This is a genomic window from Mesoplasma chauliocola (assembly GCF_002290085.1).
Lineage (GTDB): Bacteria > Bacillota_I > Bacilli_A > Mycoplasmatales > Mycoplasmataceae > Mesoplasma > Mesoplasma chauliocola.
Map to the genome: position 1 here is coordinate 700,029 of NZ_CP023173.1, position 24,239 is coordinate 724,267.

Consider the following 24,239-nt stretch of genomic DNA (forward strand, 5'->3'; position numbering starts at 1 on the left):
CACCTCCTATCAAGTTGGGTTTATTTCTATAATTTTACCATTTAGATTTTCTAAATTTCCTTCAAACCCATTAAATACAAGTTTGTTAGCAAACAGATATATCATTTTTTCATTATTAATAATTCTTCCTGAATATCTAAAATCATTAATTATAGGAGCACCAAAGTATTCAAGAGTTGCTCTAATTTGGTGTTTTCTACCTGTTAGAATTTGTACTTCTAACTCTGTCTGTTCATTTGTAACATCTAAGCTAACAACATTAAAAATTGTTGTAGCTTCTTTGTAATCTGATTTAAATTCTTCACTAAATACAGATTTTTGGATTATCGGGTCATATTTTATTCATCCTTTTGCTGTTAAACTTTCAGTTACCGGAATATCAATTCTACAGCGATAATACTTTTCAATTCTATCTTTATCCTGAATTGCTTCAACTAAAATATCATGAGTATTTTTATTTTTTGCATACATTATTAATCCAGAAGTAAGTTTATCCAATCTATGTACATGGCTTATTACATAAGAATTCTCTTCCACAGGGTTATATTGTTTTGTGTCAAATAAGTAATTCTTAACAATATCATCCATACTTACTTTAACAGGCGAATGAACTTCTAAATTAAATGGTTTTTTGACAATTAATAAATTATCATCTTCATAAATTACATCAATTTCATAATCATTGATTTTTTTAAATTCATCTCTTAAAACAGGCTTATTATTGTCATAAACAACAATTACGTCATTTGTTTTTATAATGTAGTCCTTATCCTTGATTCTTTTATCATTAATTTTTATGTCCCCTTTTCTCAACCATTTGTAAATAACTGATAAAGGCGTAGTTTTATAATTTTTCTTTAAAAACTTAAAAAGAGTTTGATTATCATCATTTTGATTTGCTTTAAACTGGTTCATTATGCCATCCCTACTATCATTATTATTAATGCTATAAAATTTGATCCTGCGTGTATTAATCAAGTATAAGTTACATTACCTTCAGTAAAGATAAAAGTTGCTGATAAAACTAAACCAGGAATGAAGTAAATATAAATATTTTCAATGTCACCCAAACTTACGTGAACCATTGCAAAAGCTAAAGCTGAAATTACTAGAGCAAATCATTTGTTTCCAATTCCAGTAAAAATTGAATCTCTAAATGCTAGCTCTTCAACAAACGGCGCAACAATAACACTAAATATAAATAATAGAATTATATAGAATGTTTTAACTAAAACACTTGAGTTGTGCAAAACGTTTTCTAGTTGTTCTTGATTCTTTGTTCCATTTGATAAAAAGCCTAAGCCAACTGATACTACTGATAATAATATTGTCATTAGAATACAAATTACAAGAATTCTTTTCCACTCGTTTTTTAATGTTAAAAAAATTCTTTCTTTCAATGTTGGTAATTTAATTAACAAAATAACAGCAATAGCAATTTCTGCAATTGTTTGTAAAATTATTGAAATAAATTGGACAGCAATTGAATTATTATTTGCACTAATACCTGCAATTACAAAAATTAAACTTCCTAAAATAATTACAAATAAAAATGGCAATACAATAAATGCATAAATTCCAAAAGCATTAGTTTTCGAAAATAATTCATTATCTCTTTTATTTAAAATAAAACAACCAATTGCAGCGCAAACTATTTGAACAGTTGAAAAAATTGTATTAATAATTTCATCACTATTTTCTGCTTTAATAGTAAATTTTAAAATTATAAGAATTAATAATGGCACAAAAAGGATAGATGTAGCAAAAATAATACCATCAACTAACGGATTGAAAACATTAAATTTAAATTTTGCTTCATCTGGTAAATCATATTTGCTTTTAAATTTTTCTATGTTTAGTTTCATATTTCTCCCTTTCATACATTGTCTAATTAATTAAAACATATAAAAAAATTGCTTAATAGCAATTTTAATTATTTTTTGTAATTAACCTTCAATTAAAGCTGCTGAAATCATTGCTTCTTTAATTCCTGCAACAGCCGCATCTGCATCTGATCCTTCTGCAATGATAGTTACTTCATCGCCTGTTTTAATTTGCATTGATAAGATGTTCATTATTGATCTTAAGTTTCCTGATTTTGAACCGCAAACGATTTTAACTTCTGATTCAAATTTTGATGCTGCTGAAATAATTGCAGTAGCTGGTCTAGCATGTAGTCCAATTTTGTCAGTAATAACTGCTGTAAATTGTGCCATTTAATTTTCCTCCTGTATTTTTTAATACCTTTTTATTATATCAATAAGTAAGTTTGATAATCAATTTTTTAGTTAATTTTTCTTTGAAATAGTAGCATCATGCACTGACATTGGCATAACACCATAACTTGAACTAAAGGCCACTTTCATTGTAGGACCATTAACTTCTATTACGACCCCTTCACCAAAAATCATATGCTCAACAATATCATCTTTTTCATAGCCATCAACATTTTTTGCCTGTTTTTGATGTAAAGCATTTGTTGTTGAATTCATATTAGCAAACGGATTAATACTTTTTTGATATCTTCCTTCAAAACTATATAAATCCTGATTAAATTCTTTAATAAATTTAGACGGTGCTAATTCTGCCTGTGAAATGAATGAAAACTCTCCTTTAATATAAGTTATAAATAATTTTTCTTCTGCGCGAGTAACTGCAACATAAAGAGTTCTTCTTTCTTCTTCAATTTCTCTAGCTGAATTAGATGAAAGACGCCCAGGGAAAATGTCTTGGTTAAGTCCTACAACAAATACAACTTTATTTTCAAGTCCTTTTGCCGCATGAACAGTCAGCAATGTTACTTTTTGTGCTTCAATATCATCGGCATCTGAATTTAATAAAGCTTCCTCTTGTAAATATGAAATAATCTTTTCAGTTCCCTCTTCATTAACTTCAGTTTGATAAGATTTGTCAAAGTTTTCTAATTGATCATATAAAGAATCAATATAGCTTATATCTTCTTTTTTCTCAGTATCAGTAAGCTTTTTGATATAACCAGATTCAATCAGCATAAACTGTAAAGTCATTCTTATATTTTTGCTTTCTTTATAAACATCAACAGATTTTGCAAGAACTTCTCTAATATTATTTAAATGTTTTGAAACTTGATTTATATGTAATTCATCTTCATTAACAATTAAGTCATATAAAGAAACATTCATATCCATTGCTTTTTCTTTAAGTTTTTTAATAGTTACGTCTCCAACTTTTGGAATGCTTTTTAAAACTCTTTCAACAGCTTGCTCATCTTGAGTTGCTAATGTTCTTAAAAAAGCATTTGCTTCTTTAATTACTCTACGGTCTTTAAATCTAATCCCACCAATTAATTGAAATGGGATTTTGTTATTTTGAAACTCTTTTTCAAACTCTTGTGATCATGCATTAAGTCTGTAAAGCACAAATATATCTTTATACTCATAACCTTGTTGGATTAATTCTTTAATTTTTAAAGTTACATATCTTGCTTCGTCATTTCTCGATTCACACTCTTTTACAACAGGAGCATCACCAGCTTGATTATTGGTGAAAATTTCCTTTTCTTCTCGATTTTTATTGTTATTAATAAAGTCATTTGCTAAGTCCAATATTTTTTGTGTAGATCTATAGTTTTCATTTAGTGTTATACTTACACCATTTGTAAATGTTTTATTAAAATTTAAAATAATATCGACTTTTGCTCCACGTCAAGAATAAATTGTTTGGTCTGGATCACCTACAACCGTTAAATTATTTTTGTCTCTTGTTAAAAATTTAATTAAATCAAATTGTAAATCATTTGTATCTTGAAATTCATCAACCATGACATAATCATATCTATTTCTTCATTTTTCTAATGTTTCAGAGTTTTCGTTAAATATTTTGAAAACTAAAACTTGAAGATCATTGAAATCGATAGAATTAATTGTTTTTAAGTATTCTTCGTATTTTTGATATAAAGTTGCAATAGCTCTTTCAAGTCCACTATAACAATCTTCTATTGCTTCAATAGGAGAAATCAGTTCATTTTTTCAATTACCTATTCTATAAATAATTTTTTTCTCAGTATATTTTTTTAGTTCTGGTAAATGACTAAAATGTTCATTTATTAAATTCCGTATAATTGCAACTTGATCTCCTTGATCAATAATTAAAAAATTCTTGGACAAATTTATTAATTCAAACTCTTCTCTTAAAATTCTTGAACATCATGCATGGAAAGTAGAAATATGAGGATTACTTGTTAAATTTGGAATAATATTATTAACTCTATCTCTCATTTCTCTAGCAGCCTTGTTTGTAAAAGTAACTGCTAAAATTTTGTATGCAGGGATTTTCATTTCCTCAATTAAATAAGCTATTTTCGTTGTAATAACTTTTGTTTTACCAGAACCAGCACCAGCAACTATTCTAAGTGGTCTATCAGTAATTGTAACTGCTGCAAGTTGTTGCTCATTTAATTCCAAAAGTAAATTATTCATTTTTTTCCCTTTCTTTCTGTTCAATTTGTTTTTTATTTTTATTTTCTAATTTTAAGTTTTCAGTTAAACTCGGTTTATCAACATTTATTGATTCATAAAATTCTTTCTCATCAGAATTACCGATTTCATTTAATATTTCTTGTTCAAATTTTCCTGGTGTTTGTTCCAGCACTAGTTTACTTGTCTTAGGTTTTGATAAAACAACTTTTTTTGGTTTTTCAGAAACAACATAAATTTTGCTTTTCATATCAACTCCCGATTGATGATTTTTTTGTAGTCTTATAGAAACACCTATTGCTAAGTTTCATACTAAAAAAATTCAGTAGTTTATTTGATACACAATATACCCGACATTAAAGTAAGTTGCATTCTCAGTCTTGTTATATTTTGACATTAATAATAAGAATAATATATTGCCCAAATATAAGAAACATCAAGGCATTAATATAAATCAAAGTTCTCTTTTTAAAATGTCAATGAACTTTATTTTTTCATTTATATTGAATTTCACAAGCTTTATTTTAAAAATAATTTTTCCTACTGTTTTACCCTTTAAAAAATGAGTAAGTAAAACAAAGTAGGAAAAATTTCATATTAAAGCTGAAGTAAAAATTACAAATAAATTTATTCAGTCACCGTCATTAGCTTGGTTTCTTAAAACAAAACCAACTATTAAAAACGGTATTGAACTGATAAAAAGATCTGTTAGCCTAGCAAAGAATACTCTTCACAAACTGGGAATATAAAATTCATTATCTTTTAATGAATTTTCATTAGTCTTAGAAACCCCATAATTTTTATCAACAGTCTTAGATATTTCCATCATTAATTAAACTAACCTATTTTTTTAATTTGTTCATTAATAAAGCTACTAAAATTTTGCATTCTTGCTGTAAAGTCAGGATTTACATTTTCTAAGAAAATTGCATTTTGTGTTGTGAATTCTTTTACTTTTCTGTCTAATTTTGTATCAACAAAAGAAAGTGATTTTTTATAAATTAAATTATTCTTAATACATTTAGCTAAATTTAAAAATGTATAACCCATACAATAGTTTGCTGCAAAATTAAGCTCATCTTTAAATTCTTTGTAAGTACCAATTCTTCTGTAATAGTTCAGTACATGTGGTCATTGATTTACTATATCAAATATTGAATACTTAGGTACTGAGACTTTATGTTTAAATAGCACTTCTCCAGATAAATAAAAATTTCTTGAATGTGCTAAAGACATAAATAAGAATAACATGTCAAATCTAACATTCTTTTTAAATGTTATTCTAAAGTCTTTAATGAATTTACTTCTAAATAATTTTCCATATATTTCTTGAGATATATATGCAAATACTTCTTTGTCTATTTGTAAATCATAAAGTCTATTTTGTTGTAGCAATGGTTTAGTTGGTCCTTCAAATAAATTTGATTGCTCATATTGAACTTCAATTAAATCAATTTTATTATTTGCTTCAACTATTTCTTGAATTGATTCTACAAAACGCTCATCAATCAAGTCACCTTCTTTTAAGAAAGAAACATATTCTCCTCGCGCCATTTCAATTCCATTGTTTCAGTTTAATGATTCCCCTTGACCTTTTGAATTTAGAACGAACACAATCTTATCATTTTCAATAAATTGATCTCTAATAAAATCTAATGCTTCTTTTTCAACATTTGGTTCGTCAACGATAATTATTAATTCGTATGAATCATTAGTTTGTTTTTTTAATGTATTAATAGTTTTAAAAATTTTATCTTCTCTAGCTTGACTAGAAATTATAAATGAAACTAGCATTCTCTCACTCTCCTGACATAACTATATATATTTTACACTAAAAGGTATTTTTTTGTTATTTTTAAATTTAAGATGTTGGTAATTCCAACTAAAATAATTATAAAAATTTAAGATATAATATTAAAAAACCAAACTGATTATTTAATAGAGGAGATAAATTAGTAAAATGAAAATTAAAAATTATTTATTGCAAGACGAAATACCAACAAACAAATGATTAACAAAAGACCATAATAAAGCAGTCATTAGATCAGTATCAACTAAAATAGAAAATGTAGATAATTTAACAGAAGAAGAAGAATTAACAATGAAAAAGTTAATAGATTTTGTTGTGGCAAGCCAAGACGAAGAATTCAATTATGAAGGTAAAGATGATTATTTGCGACCTGCTGTAGGATTAGCTGCTCCACAAATTGGAATTAACAAAGATATGTTTTATATTAGATTTAATTTGCCAAATAATCAAATAGAAGAATATGCAATGATTAATACAGAATATTCTGCAAAATCAAGTAGATTGGCTTGTCTTGAAGAAGGAGAAGGGTGTCTAAGTGTTGATGAAGATAAACACGGTATAGTTCCTAGATCTTGGATTATTTCTGTTAAAGGATATGATTGATTAAAAAAAGAATGAGTAGAATTAAAATTAAAAGATTACCGTTCAATTGTTTTTCAACATGAAATGGATCACAATATTGGAAAATTATATTATGATCATATTAATAAAAATGAACCTGAGTTTATAGCAGAAGATTGAGTTATTCTTTAAAATATGTTAATATCAACTTAACAAAAATCGAAACATACTTAAATATTTAAAATTGTATATGTGTTAAATAATAACAACTTAATAATTAGAAGCATAAGTTACATTTATGTATGTTTATTTTTATAAAAATGGAGGAAAAAATGGAAAAAGAAAAAAATAATTCTTCAAATCAAATTATTGAAAAAGAAGATTTTGAACCTTTTGTATTTAAACAAAAGGAAGTCCAAAGAAAATATATTAAAACTGATTCTCCAACTAAAGTTTTTGCTTTAGGAGGACTAGAAGAAATTGGTAAAAACACATATTGTATTGAGCATGAAAATGAAATTATTATGATTGATGCTGGAGTTAAGTTTCCTGATGATTCAATGTTAGGAATTAACGCGGTTATTCCTGATTATTCTTACTTAAAAGAAAATGAATCAAAAATTAAAGCATTATTCATAACACATGGTCATGAGGATCACATTGGTGGGATTCATTATTTAGTTAAACAAGTAAATATACCTGTTATATATGCGCCTGAGTTAGCTGCTGCTTTAATTAGAGACAGATTAAAAGAACATAAATTAACTGATAAAACAATTGTTAAGGAATACGTGGCTGATGATATTTGAGCAACAAAAAACTTACGTGTAAGTTATGCAGCTTTAAACCACTCAATTCCTGATGCTTTTGGAATTTTAATTGAAACGCCAAATGGGAATATTTTTTCAACTGGTGATTATAAATTTGACTGATCGCCTTTAGGACATTTTGCTGAGTTAAGCAAATTAGCTAGCATGGGTGATAAAGGAATTGAACTTTTGATGGCTGATTCAACAAACGCTGAAGTTGAGGGCTATACTCCCGGTGAAAAAGGAATTATAGAAAACATTGATAAATTATTTTTAAAAGCAAAGGGAAGAATTTTCATAACAACATTTGCATCAAACGTGCACCGTATTCAACAAATTGTTGAATTAGCAAATAAATATGATAAAAAAGTTGTTATTTTAGGAAGATCTATTGAAAGAATAATTAAAATAATCCGCCAAATGGGACACTTAAAAATCAATGATAAAATGTTCATTAAAGCTAATGATATTGAAAAACATCCAGCAAATAAAATAATGATTATCTCAACTGGTAGTCAAGGTGAACCAATGGCTGCACTATCTAGAATTGCAACTAATAGACACCAATCAATTTCAATTATTCCAGGAGATACAGTTATATTCTCTTCATCACCAATTCCAGGTAATAGAGCAGATGTTGAAATTTTAATTAATAGATTAACTCGTATTGGAGCTAATGTTATTGAATCTTCTCCAAGCAACAAAATACATACTTCAGGGCATGCTAGCCAAGAAGAACAAAAATTACTATTTACATTATTAAGGCCTAATTATTTTATGCCTATGCATGGTGAGTTTAGAATGTTAAAAAAACACATTGAAACTGCTGAATCAGTTAATTTAAAATCAGGGCATGGTTTTGTAATGGCTAACGGTGATCAACTGGAATTACTTCAAGGTAAAGCTCAAATTGGTAAACGTATTGATGCAGATGCTATTTATGTTGATGGTAAAGATATGACTGCTCATGCTTCAAATATTATTAGAGAACGTGATATTTTAAGTAAAGATGGGTTAATTTCAGTTGTTGTTTCAATTGATTCTCAAACTAATAAATTATTATGTGCTCCAAGAATTATTTCTCGAGGAAGTTTTTATGTAAAAGATTCAGGAAACATAATAAGTGAAGCTATCACAATTGTTACTGAAGCAATAAACGAAGTATTAAATTCTTCAAAACCAACATTTGGAGCAATTAAAAAAGCTATTAAGCAATCATTGTCTCCTTACATTTTCAAAACAAAACGTAGAAATCCGTTAATTATTCCAGTTATTCTAAATAAAAAATAAGAGTTTAAAAATGACTCTTATTTTTTATATTTTAAAAATGTTTGTTTTACTGATATAAACGATTATAATTAATTTTAACCAGAAAGGAAGAGGAATAATGGTTACAAACAGAAATTATGGAAGAAGTTATATAAATAGAGGATTTATTAAATTTGCTCAAATTTTAGGAACTTTTGTCACAACATTAATATTAGTATTTACAATTTATTTTTTTGCAAGTAGCTCATATTTAGGATCAAGTGATTCTGAATTAATTATAACAAGCTCACTAATAATAGGGATAGAAATTTATTTCTTGTGAAAGTCTCTCTATTCGGCTTATGTGATTATTTCATATTTAAACTCAGCAACTGATGAAGAGATAATTGCTAACAGATATATATTAGCGGTTCTAAGTGTTGGGGTTGGAGGAATTATTACCCCCTTTATTCTTACATCTTTACCAAATATTGAAACAGAGTCTTCTTTAAACCCAAGAGCTTTTTTAGCAAAGCATTTAGGTTTTACAATGCTAATTGGCTTTGCATTATTCTTAGTTTCATTTGTTAGCATAGCATTAACTTCAAGTGGTGGTTATATAAGTTTTGAAAACTTAATCGCCACAGATACAAGCTATGGATTGATTGGTTTTTTAGCAATAACAATTAGTATTGTTGGATTCTTAATTGGAACTTTGGGATATGGGTTATTTGCAAGAAAAAATTCATCTCAATTAATGAAAGAAAAAAACCTTCAAGGTTATATGATGCAAGTAATTGGAGTTATATTTACATTAATTGCTACAGTTGAGTTAATAGTATTAATTATTATGTCAATTATACGATTAATAATGGTTGTATTTAACTCAATTAGATACATGAACAGATATGAAGGATTCTTAAAAGTATTTGCAATAATGTTTGCTTTCTCAAGAATAGGATTTGAAATATGATATGTTACATGAATTGTTTCAATGTACTCAAAAATTATTTCAGGTCTTTGAGCAAAAGATCAAGTTATTAAAATTAATAACTTTGAAAAAGTTGATGATATTAGACGTGAAGAACAAAACGCAGCAACAAGATAAAAAAAATACCTTAAAGGTATTTTTTTTATCTTCACATGTAAAGCAAAACATTTGCTGGTTTACCACAACCACAAATTCCACAACCACTTCTTTCCTCTTTTAGCTCAACATTTGCATTTAAAAAATTTGTTCACTTATCTTCTAAAGATTTTTCAACAGCTTTCCCTTTTTCTGCTGCAACTAAAATTGTGTATCCTTCATTTAACTTTTGATCTAAATATTGCATGTCAGCATTACTCATATCTAAAACTTCGATTAATTTATTCAAATTTTTTGCCATTTTCTTTTAACCCCTTTTTAGCTTGTTTTAATTGTACATCATAAATAAGCTTGATTTCTTCATCAATATAATCATTAGCATGTTGTTCATCTTGAACAATTTTTTTACAATAATAGTAACCTATAAGAAACAAAGACAATCCTAAGACCATGAAAATACCTGAAAATACAAGTTCTATTATTGCTTTACTTCGCAATACATAATCAATCGTATAAATGCTTTGATGAGTTTGTGAATCTCAATAATTATAAGTTTTAGAATTGAAAAAATCTAAAAAACCAATAATAAATAAAGTGAAAGCAATAATTACAAAAATTATTCCAATTAAAACTCATGGTCAATATTTTTTATTAAATGTTTTGTAACAACCCATATGGCTTGTAATTGTTCTACCACCTGTTGCAACAAAACCTATATTTGATTGATTCGGATAATTAACTGCTCCAGTTGAAATATGACCTGTTCTAGTTAATTGATACGGTTTAATCGAACCTTTACATAAATAACAACTTGACATAAAACTCCTTCTTTCAATTATTTATATTTTACATCTTTTAATTTTAAATTATAAAAATCATTAAAAAATAACGTTTATTTTATATAATTACATTATAAACATTTTCGGGGCAAGGTGTGATTCCTTACCGATGGTTAAAGTCCATGAGCGAACAGCTGATTCAGTGAAATTCTGAAACCGACGGTATAGTCCGGATGAGAGAAAATGTCAACAAAAATTAAACAATTAGTGTTTAATTTTTGTTGTTGCCCCACTTGAGCTCAAGTGGTTTTTTTATTGCAAGGAGGTAGCATGGATAAAAACTATAAAATGTGAAGTCATAAATATGATTTTGCTGAAATAAATACTAAAAATTATAAAGATGTTTTAAAAGACACTTTTAAAATGAGCATAAGGAAAATTGCTTTATTGTCTATGCTTTTTGCAATAGAAATTGTAATGACCATAATATCAAAAGTTGTTATGGGGATAGCAATTCCCATGATAGTTGGAGTTTATACTATTGAAATTTCATTTTTTGTTATATTAATAATTTACATCGCTTCAAATTATTTATATGCTTCGATTATAATGGTCTGTTCAATTTGGTTTAGATTATTATTAGGAAGTGAGCCTATTGGTTTGCTTTCAATGATGATCAGTGATTTAGTTTTCTTGACATCCTTTGCAATCATTATTTTTTTCTTAAAAAGATTTATTCTTTTTAAATTTAAATTTAAAAATAAAAATTTAATTTTTTTATTTTTAATAATATTTACGTCAATCATCTCAATGTTAGTATCTGGTTTTATTTCAATGTTATGTAATGATTCATTTATTTTTGCAATGTATTGATTACAAAATGATAATTCAGGTTATTGAGAAATGCTTTTATGAGTTGGTTTTGGTGTAACAATAGCAAAATATGTAGTAAATTTAATATTGTTTATTTCTGTTTTTAAAGTAATAACAATTTTAATAAAACAATCTAGAACATAAATAAAAAAATGTAGATAAAAACCTACATTTTTTTATTTATTAAACTATTTATTTTGAATTGCACTTATTCCTGGTAATTCCTTACCTTCCATGTATTCTAATGATGCTCCCCCACCAGTAGAAATTCATGAGAATTCTTCTTTAAATCCTAATTTAATTGCAGCAGCAGCAGAATCACCACCACCAATTAAAGTAAATCCACCATCAGCTTTACGTTTAGCAGCAGCTTCACAAACAGCAACAGTACCTGCTTTAAAATTTTCAAATTCACTAACTCCCATTGGCCCATTTCAAACAACAGTTTTAGCATTAGCTAAAGCTTTTTGATACATTTCAATTGTTTTAGGCCCAATGTCTAGTCCCATCATTCCTGCAGGAACATTTTCACCGCACAATGTAGGTTCAACATCTGCATATTCAGGAGCACATAAACTATCAACTGGTAAAATAATTTTTCCATTTGCTTTTTCTAAATATTCTTTTGCTAATTCAACTTTATCAGCTTCAAGTAAAGAGTTTCCAATTTCTAATCCCATTGCTTTGTGGAATGTATATGTCATACCTCCACCAATTAAGATTTTATCTACTTTTGATAATAGATTATCGATAACCCCAATTTTGTCAGAAACTTTTGCTCCACCTAAAATTGCAACGAATGGTCTTTCAGGAGCATCGATTCCTTTTCCTAACATTTCAATTTCACTTTGAACTAAAAATCCTAAAGCTGATTCTGAAATATTTGATGCAATTCCTACATTAGAAGCGTGAGCACGGTGTGCTGTTCCAAATGCATCATTAATAAAAATTTCACCTAAGCTAGCTCAGTATTTTCCTAATTCAGGAGCATTTTTTGATTCTGCTTTAACAACTTCACCATTTTTAACATCTTCAAAACGAGTATTTTCAAATAATAAAACTTGTTTGTCAGATAATGCATTGATAGCATTTTCTAATTCTATTCCTCTTGTTTGGTTTACAAATTGAACACTTTGTCCTAAAACTTCTTCTAATCTTTTTGCAACTGGTGCTAATGATTTAGTTTTTTTATCATCTTCACTTTTAATTCTTGATAAGTGTGAAAATAAAATTACTTTAGCATCATTTTCAATTAAATATTTAATAGTAGGTAATGCAGCTTGAATACGGTTGTCATCTGTAATAACCCCATCTTTTAACGGAACGTTAAAATCAACACGAACTAAAACTTTTTTACCTTTTACATTAATATCTTTCAATGTTTTTTTTGTATTGTAATTCATTTCATTCTCCTATTTTTTTCTCTTACATTATATATTTTAACTCTTTTATAAATTTATTTATAGATTAAACAAAAAAAATACCCTAAGGTATTTTTAGAATTAATTATAATTATAATCCCATGAAGTAAACTGTTGTTCTTACTAATTGTGAAACGTATGATGATTCATTATCATATCATGCACAAACAGTAACTAATTGTTCACCATTAACTTCAGTAATTTTTGTTAATGTTGCATCGAATATTGAACCGAATGATGATCCGATTGTATCTCCTGAAACGATTTGTTGTGTGTTGAATTTTAGTGCTTTTGATAAGTCAGCGTCACCTTTAATTCTTGCTTCAACTTTAGCATTAATTTCTTCAACAGTTGTTTTTTTACTTAATTGTAAAGTTACATCAGTAATTGACCCTGTAATTGTTGGAACACGTAATGCATATCCATCTAATTTACCTTTTAAGTTTGGCAATACTAATGAAACAGCTTTAGCAGCTCCAGTAGTTGAAGGAACAATATTTCATGCTGCTGCACGACCTCTTCTTAAGTCTCCATGAGGTAAGTCTAATAATTTTTGGTCATTAGTTACGGCGTGAACTGTAACCATTTTTCCTTTAACAATTCCAAATTCTTCATCAATAATTTTAGCTACTGGTGATAAACAGTTTGTTGTACATGATGCTCCTGAAATAATAACGTCTTCAGAAGTTAAGTTTTTGTGGTTAACTCCGTAAACTATTGTTTTCATTTCTCCTGTAGCAGGTGCTGAAATAATAACTTTTTTTGCTCCTGCTGTTAAGTGTGCTGATGCTTTCTCTTTATCTGTGTAGAAACCTGTTGATTCGATTACTAAATCGATCCCTAATTTTCCTCAAGGTAAGTCTGCTGCATTTCTTTCAGCAAAGATTTTAACTTCTTTTCCATCAACAATAATTGAGTTTTCTGTGTAAGAAATTTTTCCTTCTTGGAATTTACCTTGTGCTGAATCAAATTCTAATAAGTAAGCTAATGTTTTTGTGTCTGTTAAATCGTTAACAGCAACGATTTCAACTCCTTGGTTGAATAATTGTCTAAATGTTAAACGTCCGATTCTTCCGAATCCGTTAATTGCAACTTTTTTTGACATATATTTTATCCTCTCTTGTTATCTATACATAAATAATTTTACACTCTTAATTAAAAAAGAACAATTTTTTCAAACATTTTTTTAAAACCTATTGTCTTTTTGTTTCTGTTCCAGAAAGTGCATAAAATGAAGTTAAAGTCGATATTCTTTCCTTTAATCTAGCTATTTTTTTTACTTCCAAATCTTTTGGTTGTTTTTCAATTAAATAAACTTTGTTTAACTCTTCTTTTGTAAAGTTAGAAGAAATAAAAGTTAGTTTTTTTCTATTCATTCTATAATTTAAAATTCCAAATCATAAATTATCTCTAGTTCATAGTGATGTCATTTCACCAGCAAAATCATCAATAAATAAAATATCACATTTTTTCATTTGATCCATATATTTAACATTTCCAAAACCATTATTACTAAATTGTTCTTTGTATTTTTCTATAAGTTCTGCTGCTGTGCAAAAGAAAACTTTTTGTTCTCTTTTAGCTGCTTCATTTGCCAAAGTTTTCATGATGGTTGTTTTTCCAATGCCTGGATTTCCGTAAATATATACACCTTTTATATTTTCACGATCAATATTATTTTTAACTTCAATGTATCTCAAAATTTGTTTTCCTGCATTATTTATTAACAAATCTCGTTCTTTGATCTCTTCATCAGTAAAAAATCCTTCTGTTTTTAAACCATTAATGTAATCTTTAATTGTTTTTGGATATTCATCAACACTAAAATCCTTGTAAATGTAATTATTTTTAATATTTTGATTTCTATTTTCATATTCAAAATGTAAACAATGTGATGAACTTAAATAAAAGTTTGAATTTTTATATGTAAGATTCAGTTGTCTTCCTCTTATTCGCTGATTACATTTTTTTAAAGGTCCTTTTTCACATTCTGTATAATCCATTATAAATTCAAGCAGACTAATAAAATTATTTTGTAAAACTTCATCTGTTATTGGATTATCAGAATCAGCATTTTGATTTATTAAATTTTGAATAACTTTATTTTCTTTTAAAACTTGAATATTCATGTTTATACCTACCATTCTATATTTATGTTTGCTTCCATTATAAACTCATTTTTCTGTTCTTTAAAAATACTTTTTGTTCTTTCAACATTATTCTCAAAACCTTTTACTTGCTTTTTACTTGCTTTTTTTAAGTATGTGTACAACTCTTTTGTTGTTGTTATTTGCTTTTCTTTTATACTTTCAATTATTTTAACAACATAGTTATATATAAATCTTTTATTATTTTTTAAGTAAGAATAGCTTATTAAGCAATTTAATATTCCATCCGATAAATTATATTTTACTTTTAAAGAGTTTATAATTTCACTAATTTTGTCGTCTGCTTCAATTCCCATGCACTGAAAGTAAAAACTTGTTCACTCAGTTGAATTAAAGCTATTTATAATATTTAAATCACTTTCACTCAGTTCTATATTTGCTTTGTTTAATGTTTGTTCTTTTAAAATTGCTTTAAAGTCTTTACTCAAACTTATTCAATTAATTTCATTTAAAGATTTTCTGTAATTTTCTTTCATTAATTCAAATATAAATTCTTCATTAAATTCTTTTTGCATTAACAGAGCATCTAGATTTGATTTAACACTCTCATTAATTTCAATCATAACTCCTGATTTATATAGCATACGTTGTAAATCATCTAAATTTAAATTTTGATCACACAAATAAATTTCTTTTCTTGCTGTTTCAACAATTGAATCTAAATCTACAAAGTCAAAATCATTATCATCATTATTTTCAAATAAATCTTCAATCTCATAATCCAAATCATTAATTTTGAATTCTTTATTTTTAAATTGAATATTTGCTAGTTCAAAATTTTCTTCACCTATTTTTCTTAATAATCAGTTTTTAATTGTTTCATTTTGAAAAAATTGGGATGGAGACAAAGGTGAAGATATTACAATAACCATATTTCCACTTTTTTTAGATTTCAAACATCTAATTAATTTTAGTTTTGTTAATTTGCCCAAATTTTTCTTTAATTGTTTTTCTGATGAAGAAGTCATTAAAGCTATTCTTTCTAAAGTAAATGGGGAAGAATTTAATTTTTTGCTTCAATTGCTCTCCATAATTAGAGTATTATAGAGTCCAATTGCTGAAGCTCCAATAATAGGTTGGTATAAGTTAAAAAGGACTTCATGATCTTCTTTGGCAAGTTCTTTATTTCAATAAATTAAGTATTTGCGATTTAAAATATTCATGTTTATACCTCCTGTGTACAAATATAAATATAAAATAAAAAAACTTTAAATAAAATAAAATAAGTATGGACTTTTTTTTATATTTTTGTAGTGTTTATAAGCAATAAAAAAACCTATATTAAAAAATAGGTTTAATACTACTTTTCCACATTTCCACAACAAGTTATCTTTGACATTCAGGGCAATAAAAAGTACCCCTACCTGCAACTTGTTTTTTCGCAATTAATGTACCACATTTAAAACATGGTTCATCTTTTCTTAAATGTACTTTTAGTTCATGTTGAAATTGTCCTGTTTCTCCATTACCAGATTTATAACTATGAATTGAAGTGCCTTTTAGCTTAATTGATTTTTCTAGTATTTTATTAGAGTATTTTATAACTGAGCTTAGTTCTTCATCTGATAGTGTTTTTGTAGCTCTTTCTGGATTTATCTTAGATGCAAATAAAATTTCATTTGCATAGATATTTCCAATTCCACATAAAACAGTTTGATCTAATATAAATCCTTTTATAGGCATACTTGACTTATTTGCCTTTTCTTTAAGATATTTTAAATTTGGTTGATTATTTAATGGCTCAGGGCCAAGTTTATACATACCACTCATTTTTATGTAATCTTCGTTATCCCAAACTTCTAAAGTTCCAAATTTTCTTGAATCATAATATTTTAAATAATTTCCATCAGATAATTTAAATTGAAATCTTAAATGATTCTTATTATAAATATGAATTTCTTTAGAAGTTACACTTCATTTTCCTTCCATTCTTAGGTGACTTATTATCATCTTGTTTGGAAGTTGAAAAAGTAAATATTTACCATAATTAAATACTTTAATTATTTTTTGATTTATTATACTTTGCATAAATTCATTGAGCGAGTTTCTCCAAATCATTTTTGAAAAGAAACATTCGCCTTTAACTATATTTAAATTAGAAACTTTTTTATCTAAAAAGTTTGCAACAGTTCGTACTTCTGGTAATTCAGGCATATTTATCACTCCTTTATTATTTTAATTCAAATCAATTTTCTCCCTTAGAAGCGTTGACTTCAAGTTCTACCACTATCTCAGAAGGCTTTTTTCCAATAATCTTAGATAAATCTTTAAATGCTTTTTCCATATTTTTTGAAATTATATTTAATGCCTTTTCAGTTTCTTCATCATATATTTCAAAAATGATTTCATCGTGTATTTGAGCAACCATAAAACTTTTCATATTCTCAATAACAAACGATTTATATATATTGACCATTGCAACTTTTAATATATCAGCCGCTGTTCCTTGAATAGGCATGTTAACAGCAATTCTATTTCCAAAATTTTTAATAAGGAAATTTGCTGAAGCAAGTTCAGGAACTAGTCTTCTTCTATTTGCATATGTTGCAGCGTACCCATTTTCGCTGGCTTCTTTAATTAAAATATTTTTGTATGTTATTAGTTTAGGAAATGAATTATAGTAATCCTTAATAAAATTTTTTGCCTCTATAATTGAAATTTTTAAATCATTACTCAATCCAAAATCACTTAATCCATATATTATTCCAAAGTTAAAAACTTTTGCTATTCTTCTTTGTTCGCTTGAAACTTCTGAATCAACAGTAAGGTCAAATATTTTACGAGCTGCCTCTGTGTGTACATCTCTTTTATTTTTAAAAATTTCAATTAAAGTATCTTCTTGCCCTAACTGAGCTAAAACTCTAAGTTCAATTTGAGAATAATCAAAACTATAAAACTTGGTTTGATTACCACTTATAAAAATTTTACGAGCTTCTTTTTGTAATTCATCTTTAACTGAAATATTTTGAATATTTGGTTCAGATGAAGAAAGCCTTCCTGTGTTTGTTAATGTTTGGTTAAAAATAGTATGCACTTTATTATCTGCGAAAATAAATTTTTCAAATCCTCTTAAATAAGTAGAATATAACTTAGTTAATTTTCTATGTTCTAAAAGCAATGCAACTATTGGGTGTAAATAAATAATTTTTTCTAATGCTTCTCTGTCTGTACTTTGCTTTTTGTTTGATGGCAATCCTAATTGATCAAATAATAACTCTTTAATTTGTTTTGGAGAAGAAAAATTAAAGTTTTCTTCTATATCACCAGCTAATATCAATTTCATTTTAGCCTCTAGCTCTTCAATTTTATTTAAAGTTCTAGCAGTTTGTTTATCAAGCTCTAATTTATCAATTAAAATTCCTTTTTCTTCCATTTCAAATAAAACTTCAATAAGAGGGAATTCAATATTTTGATAAAGATTAAATTGATTGTTTTGTTTTAATTGTTCAATTATTGGAACAAAAGTCTCTTTTATAATTTGAGCTTTTTCAATTGTAAAGATTGCTTTCTTCTCAAATTCAATGCCTTTATTTAATTTTGCACCTTTTCCATAAATAATTTCATCTTCTTCTAAAAATAAATCAGTTTGCACTATGTTAATTAAATTTTGAATTCTTGAAGTTATATTTGGGTTTAAGACATATGCTGCAACCATTGCATCATAGGTAAAAGAATCATAAGCAAAATCAATTTCGTAATTCCTTAATAAGGTTGCTGTTCTTTTTAAATCATACGTTAACTTATTAAATTTTTTATTTAAAAAGAATTTTTCAAGTTCTGCATCATCTTTTAAATTCTCTAAATAAAAATTGCCATTTTCATTCAAAATAGCCATTCCTAAAATTTCACCTTTATGATAGTTTTCTTCTAAAGATTCTATATATATGAAGTTATCATTTAATGCTAAAGAATTATCTCACTCATTCAAAACTTTAAAATCTATTTTTTTTGTATTAGATTCTTCTGTTTTATTAATTAGACCTACTCTATTTGAAAGTCTTTTAATTAATGAAATCATTTCATATTTTTCTAAAAAGCTTACTAACCCACTTAAATTTAATTTTATTGATTCGAAATTTAAATTTTCAATTTCGACTTCACAATTTATGGTTGCAATTTCTTTACATAAAATAGCTGATTCTTTTCCATTAATTAATTTTTCTTGTAATTTCCCACCAATAGAGTTAATTTGCTCATATATTCCTTCTATTGTTTTAAACTCCTTTAAAAGTTTAATTGCTGTTTTTTCTCCAACACCTTCAACACCTTTTAAGTTATCAGATGGATCACCCATGAGTCCCTTTAAATCAACAACGTTCTCAGGAGAAACTTCTCATTTAATCAATAATTCTTCTTTACCAAAAAGTTCCAAATTTGATGTTCCTGTTTTAGGCAATAAAATTTTTGTCTTATCAGTTATAAGTTGAAACATATCTTTATCACTTGTTAATATTTCAACTTCATATTCTTCACAATTTGATTCAATAATTTTTGCCATTGTTCCTATTAAATCATCAGCTTCGTAATTTTCTTTTTCTCACCATGAAATATTTGCTGAATCTAAAAATTCTCTAACAATTTGAAACTGAGGAATCAAATCTTCAGGTGTTGCTGATCTACCTGCTTTATAGTTTTCTAACTTATCATGTCTAAAAGTCTTTTTTGACTTATCGAAAGCAACTTTGACATCAAAATAATCTCTTTCACTAATTAAACTAGTCAACATATTTGCAAAAGAATAAACTGCATTTGTTGGTATACCACTACTTGTTTTTAAAACCGATCCTGCATAAGCACTTGCATAATATGCTCTAAATAGTAATGAATTTCCATCTACTAATAAAATCTTTTTCATAAATCCCTCTTCTACTAAATTGGCTTAACTATTTTTTCTAGTATACCTGTTATTTTATTTTTATAAGTTTGCGTCTTAATGTTAAAAATATAATTCTTGTTAGTTAAAATATCGTATTGCATTGTTTCAAAGTTTGATGCAAATATTGTTAAATCAATTGTATCTGTTTCATCAAAAACAGTTATGAAAGCCATATCTTTTTTATTTTTATCTTTAATTATTTTTATTGAAGACACTTGTCCAATAATATTAATATTATTCATATTTCCCACTAACTTTAATATATCAATTGGTTTAAAATATGCATTTTCATTTTTTAATTTTGTAATCGGATTTGCTGAAATATAAAATCCAAAAACTTCCTTTTCATACATTGATTCTATTTCTTCATTCATTTCTTCAACAAACAAGTTTTCAATTTTAGTTTGTTTATCTAAGCTTAGATTTTCATTAAAAGCAATCATTGCACTAAAAATAAAATCTCTATTTAAAACCATTGTTAATTTGTTATATCCAAAGCAATCAAATCCTCCAGCCTTAGCTAGAAGTGTATAATTAGATTCATTTAATCCTTTATTTTTCATGTAATAGAAAAATGTATTTAATTCTTCAAACAAATCCTCATGTTCATCATATATTTTAATTAAAGAGTTAACAAAATCTCTACCTATACCTTTTATTAAAGTAAGAGGCATAAAAATTCTATTATTTAAAATGATGTAATTATCATTCATATATTTTACAGAAGGTTTAATTACTTCAATTCCAAACTGTTTAACTTCTTTAATATACTTACTTGTTTTATTGGGATTACCCATTGCTCCATTTAAAAGCGCTGTGTAAAACTCTGCTGGATAATGTGCTTTAAATCAAGCCAATCAGTATCCAATATATGAATATGCTATAGCATGAGATTTATTAAAACCATACATTGCAAATTTTTCAATTCAATTTCAAATAGAAGTTGCCTTGTCTTCTGAATAATTGTTTATGATTGCATTTGCAATAAATTCTTCCTTTACTTGCAACATATAAGCTATTTGTTTTTTACCCATTGCTCTTCTAACAATATCTGATTTAGCTAGTGAAAAACCAGCAACTTTTTGAAGAATTTGTATTACTTGTTCTTGATAAACAATAACCCCATAAGTTGGCAGTAAAATATCTGCCAAACTTTTATCAACAAGAGACACCCTTTTTGTATTCTTATTGTTTATATACTCTGGTATCATCTCTTGCGGTCCTGGTCTATACAAAGATGACGCTGCAGAAATATCACTAATGCTATTTACTTTCATATCAATAATTAAATTAGTCATACCTGGAGATTCAAGTTGAAAAATACCAGTTGTATTACCTTGTTTTAAAATATCAAAAGTCTTTTGATCATTTACATCTATTTGAGATAATTTTATTTCCTTATTATGATTTATTTTTACCAAATCTATTATTTCTTTCAAAGTTGTCAAATTTCTTAAACCTAACAAATCCATTTTGATTAAGCCAATATCTTCTAAATAATTCATATCAAATTGAGTTTGATAAATTCCATTTAGACCTTGTCTAATAGGTAAAACTTTTCTCAAGTCAACGTCACTAATAATAATTCCTGCTGCATGAGTTCCGGTTTGTCTAGGGCAACCCATTAGTTTATTTGTTAAGCTAAAAATAGCTTTAAATTCTTCTTTTTCGCTATATTCTTTAATCAATCTTTGCGTTTTTAGAATATCTGTAAAATCTAAATAATCTTCATTTAAAGATTTAGTAATTAAATTAACAATTTCTAAATCAATTTCATATACTCTGCATGCATCTCTAAATGCAGATTTAAATGCAATTGTTTGATAAGTAACAATTGTTGCAACATTATATTTTCCATATTTTTCAAATAAATATTCAATTACTTCGTCTCTTCTATTATCTTGAAAATCAATATCTATATCAGGCATTGTTACACGCTCAGGATTTAAAAATCTTTCAAAAAGTAAGTTATATTCTATTGGATCAACTGTTGTTATTCTCAGTAAAAATGAAACTAAACTTCCTGCTGCGCTTCCTCTCCCTGGCCCAACTATTATGTCATTTCTTCTTGCATATGCTACATAATCATGAACAATTAAAAAATAATCAGCAAAACCTGTTTGTTCTATTATTTCTAATTCTTTATTTAATCTTTCATAATATTTTTGTGAAACTGGTTGTCGTTTAACATTAATAAAATAATGCTTCAATCCATTCAGGCATTTTTGTTTTAAATACGAAAAACTTGGGATATTATCTGGAGCAGTAAATTTTGCCATATGCTTTTCTTCACTATCAAAAATATTTAAATTTACTTTTTCACTTATTTCATTTGAAATCTTCAAAGTTTCAGGATAAATTTCTAAAATATCTTCTGCTAATGGGTAAGATTCATCAATCTTATAAGCTTCATTTGCTTGAGTTATGTTTAAACCATTTTTTAAAGCAAAGACACCCTTATAATGTTCTTGTTCATTATTTGAAATATATCTAATGTTATTAAAGAAAAAATTAACACTATTAGTGTTATAAATCTCTGCAGTATTAAAATAAATTTGATGCTCTTCTGTAAGATTAGTTATAACAATCATATTTTGATCTAGTTTAGATTGTAATAATTCTAATATTTGTAGTTCACTTAAAATAAAGTCGTTATTCATTTCAGAAGATATGAAACATACATCTTGATATGATTTCTTGTTTTTAGGAATTAATGTTATTATTTTTTTATTTTCTAGCTCAATTGATAAACCTATTATTGGCTTAATATTTTGACTAGATGCTTTTTTAAAAAATTCAGCTACCCCAAACATAGTTTTATTTTCACAATAAAATAAATATTCTAACTTTTCTTTTTTTGCAAAAGAAATGTAGTCATCAATTTTAATTAATGACTCTTGAAAATTATAAACACTACGTATATTTACTAAGGGTATAAAATTTGACATTAATCCTCCTTTTTAATTTCTTCTATAAATTCTCCGTTTTGAAATACAAATTTTTGAATTTTGTTTTCCATTGTGAAATCTAAAATTTCATTTCATAATATTGCATTTTCTTGTTGATCAGCCATTCATCTTTTTGGCTTTGTCACTGGTTGTTTTGGAACAAACATTGAACAAACATCATCAAAAGGTAAAATTGAAGTTTCATAGGATTTTATAAATTTTGATATTAATATAATTTCTTCCTTATCAAAAGTCAACACAGGTCTTAGAATTGGTAAATCACTTGTTGAGTTAATCACATCAATACTTTGAATTGTTTGAGATGCAACTTGACCTAGACTTTCACCAGTTATTAATGCTTCTTGGCCATTTGCTTTTGCCAAAATATTAGCTATTCTCATAAACATTCTTCTCATTATAGTAATTTTGTAACTTTCATCAGGCATATGTTGTAATTCTTGCAATAATAGAGAAAAATCACAAACATAAAGGTTAAATTTTTTTGAATTATATTTAGATACAATTTTTGCTAATTCAAAAACTTTATTTAATGCTTCAGGTGAAGTGTGAGGCGGAGTCATAAAATGAATAAAGTCAACACGCATTCCTCTTTTCATAGTTAGAAATGATGCAACAGGTGAATCAATTCCACCGCTTAACAAAGAAAGGCCTTTCCCACTAACACCAACTGGCAATCCTTTTAAACCTTCAATTCTTTTTGAAAATATTTGAATACCATCTTTTTTAATAACAATTTCTATTTTTAAATCTGGATTGTGTACGTCAACAATTAAATCACCAACCGCTTTTAATACCATTGGTGCTAGTACAAGTTTTAATTCTGCACTCGTCATTAAGAAACTTTTATCTTTTCTTGTCACTTCCAATTTAAAACGCTTAAATTCAGATGCTTTTGCTATTTCTATAACTTTTTCAGCAACAGCTTCAACATTTTTTTCGCATTTTTCAATAACTGATAATGAGTAAATACCAAAAACTGTTTTTAATTCATCTAATATTTCATCTAATATTTCACTAGCAACGTCTATAACCAAAGAATTGTTATCTTTTATATATTTAATCTTTGATTGATCAAATCTTTTTAATTTAAATTTTATATTGTCCAAAAGTTTACTAATAAACATATGCTTATTATTTCCTTTTAATGTTAATTCGCCATATCTTACTAAAATACTTTTCATTTT

At 26.6% G+C, this 24,239-nt stretch carries 20 protein-coding genes and 1 riboswitch; of the genes, 4 read left to right on the top strand and 16 right to left on the bottom strand.

Features of this window, described 5'->3' with window-relative positions; genetic code table 4:
* Positions 1–6: 6 nt before the first annotated feature.
* The 6 genes from CK556_RS03175 to CK556_RS03200 form a co-directional block, all read right to left on the bottom strand.
* Complete coding sequence (locus tag CK556_RS03175; protein WP_027875448.1) at positions 7–915, bottom strand: pseudouridine synthase; 909 nt, start codon at positions 913–915, stop codon at positions 7–9.
* Positions 915–1,865 (bottom strand): CPBP family intramembrane glutamic endopeptidase, encoded by a 951-nt coding sequence (locus CK556_RS03180; RefSeq protein ID WP_027875449.1) that lies wholly within the window; start codon positions 1,863–1,865, stop codon positions 915–917. Before CK556_RS03180 ends, CK556_RS03175 begins: the two co-directional genes overlap by 1 nt.
* Positions 1,866–1,946: 81 nt before the next feature.
* On the bottom strand, positions 1,947–2,216 hold the full coding sequence (locus CK556_RS03185; protein ID WP_027875450.1) for an HPr family phosphocarrier protein: 270 nt from the start codon (positions 2,214–2,216) through the stop codon (positions 1,947–1,949).
* A 72-nt stretch (positions 2,217–2,288) separates the two neighbouring features.
* Positions 2,289–4,457, bottom strand: coding sequence for an ATP-dependent helicase (locus tag CK556_RS03190; RefSeq protein ID WP_027875451.1), 2,169 nt, complete (start codon positions 4,455–4,457; stop codon positions 2,289–2,291).
* Complete coding sequence (locus tag CK556_RS03195; protein WP_027875452.1) at positions 4,450–5,283, bottom strand: RDD family protein; 834 nt, start codon at positions 5,281–5,283, stop codon at positions 4,450–4,452. Before CK556_RS03195 ends, CK556_RS03190 begins: the two co-directional genes overlap by 8 nt.
* Before the next feature lie 8 nt (positions 5,284–5,291).
* A complete protein-coding gene (locus CK556_RS03200; RefSeq protein WP_027875453.1) occupies positions 5,292–6,248 on the bottom strand; it encodes a glycosyltransferase family 2 protein in 957 nt (318 codons plus the stop codon).
* 166 nt (positions 6,249–6,414) lie between these two features.
* Here CK556_RS03200 and def point away from each other — a divergent pair, with 166 nt between their 5' ends.
* From def to CK556_RS03215, 3 genes are all read left to right on the top strand, one after another.
* A complete protein-coding gene (gene def, locus CK556_RS03205; protein WP_036246604.1) occupies positions 6,415–7,017 on the top strand; it encodes a peptide deformylase in 603 nt (200 codons plus the stop codon).
* Between the two features lie 140 nt (positions 7,018–7,157).
* Complete coding sequence (locus CK556_RS03210; protein WP_095761530.1) at positions 7,158–8,924, top strand: ribonuclease J; 1,767 nt, start codon at positions 7,158–7,160, stop codon at positions 8,922–8,924.
* A 97-nt stretch (positions 8,925–9,021) separates the two neighbouring features.
* Entirely contained in the window at positions 9,022–9,990 is a 969-nt protein-coding gene (locus tag CK556_RS03215; RefSeq protein ID WP_027875456.1) for a hypothetical protein, read from the top strand.
* A 25-nt stretch (positions 9,991–10,015) separates the two neighbouring features.
* Here the strand turns inward: CK556_RS03215 and CK556_RS03220 are convergent, their stop codons facing one another.
* A complete protein-coding gene (locus tag CK556_RS03220; RefSeq protein WP_027875457.1) occupies positions 10,016–10,270 on the bottom strand; it encodes a hypothetical protein in 255 nt (84 codons plus the stop codon).
* Positions 10,251–10,787 (bottom strand): hypothetical protein, encoded by a 537-nt coding sequence (locus CK556_RS03225; protein WP_027875458.1) that lies wholly within the window; start codon positions 10,785–10,787, stop codon positions 10,251–10,253. The genes CK556_RS03220 and CK556_RS03225 overlap by 20 nt, the downstream gene beginning before the upstream one ends.
* A 96-nt stretch (positions 10,788–10,883) precedes the next feature.
* A riboswitch (FMN riboswitch) is annotated at positions 10,884–10,997 on the top strand.
* 81 nt (positions 10,998–11,078) lie between these two features.
* Between CK556_RS03225 and CK556_RS03230 the strand changes: the two genes are divergently transcribed.
* Positions 11,079–11,765, top strand: a complete 687-nt coding sequence (locus CK556_RS03230) for an ECF transporter S component (RefSeq protein ID WP_027875459.1) — start codon at positions 11,079–11,081, stop codon at positions 11,763–11,765.
* 44 nt (positions 11,766–11,809) lie between these two features.
* Here the strand turns inward: CK556_RS03230 and CK556_RS03235 are convergent, their stop codons facing one another.
* From CK556_RS03235 to thiI, 8 genes are all read right to left on the bottom strand, one after another.
* The gene (locus tag CK556_RS03235) at positions 11,810–13,024 is read right to left on the bottom strand and encodes a phosphoglycerate kinase (protein WP_027875460.1); all 1,215 of its coding nucleotides are present in this window, start codon (positions 13,022–13,024) and stop codon (positions 11,810–11,812) included.
* A gap of 109 nt (positions 13,025–13,133) precedes the next feature.
* Positions 13,134–14,147 carry a type I glyceraldehyde-3-phosphate dehydrogenase gene (gap, locus tag CK556_RS03240; protein WP_027875461.1) on the bottom strand — a complete coding sequence of 338 codons (1,014 nt, stop codon included), beginning with the start codon at positions 14,145–14,147 and terminating at the stop codon, positions 13,134–13,136.
* Between the two features lie 88 nt (positions 14,148–14,235).
* Positions 14,236–15,171 (bottom strand): DnaA ATPase domain-containing protein, encoded by a 936-nt coding sequence (locus CK556_RS03245; protein WP_027875462.1) that lies wholly within the window; start codon positions 15,169–15,171, stop codon positions 14,236–14,238.
* A gap of 8 nt (positions 15,172–15,179) precedes the next feature.
* Positions 15,180–16,373: a DnaD domain protein gene (locus CK556_RS03250; RefSeq protein WP_027875463.1), complete on the bottom strand. Its 1,194-nt coding sequence runs from the start codon at positions 16,371–16,373 to the stop codon at positions 15,180–15,182.
* Positions 16,374–16,536: 163 nt separating this feature from the next.
* On the bottom strand, positions 16,537–17,364 hold the full coding sequence (mutM, locus tag CK556_RS03255) for a DNA-formamidopyrimidine glycosylase (RefSeq protein ID WP_027875464.1): 828 nt from the start codon (positions 17,362–17,364) through the stop codon (positions 16,537–16,539).
* Between the two features lie 16 nt (positions 17,365–17,380).
* Positions 17,381–20,065 carry a DNA polymerase I gene (gene polA / locus CK556_RS03260; RefSeq protein ID WP_027875465.1) on the bottom strand — a complete coding sequence of 895 codons (2,685 nt, stop codon included), beginning with the start codon at positions 20,063–20,065 and terminating at the stop codon, positions 17,381–17,383.
* 14 nt (positions 20,066–20,079) lie between these two features.
* Positions 20,080–23,034, bottom strand: a complete 2,955-nt coding sequence (dnaE, locus tag CK556_RS03265) for a DNA polymerase III subunit alpha (protein ID WP_036246609.1) — start codon at positions 23,032–23,034, stop codon at positions 20,080–20,082.
* Entirely contained in the window at positions 23,034–24,236 is a 1,203-nt protein-coding gene (gene thiI, locus CK556_RS03270) for a tRNA uracil 4-sulfurtransferase ThiI (protein ID WP_027875467.1), read from the bottom strand. The genes dnaE and thiI overlap by 1 nt, the downstream gene beginning before the upstream one ends.
* Positions 24,237–24,239 lie beyond the last annotated feature (3 nt).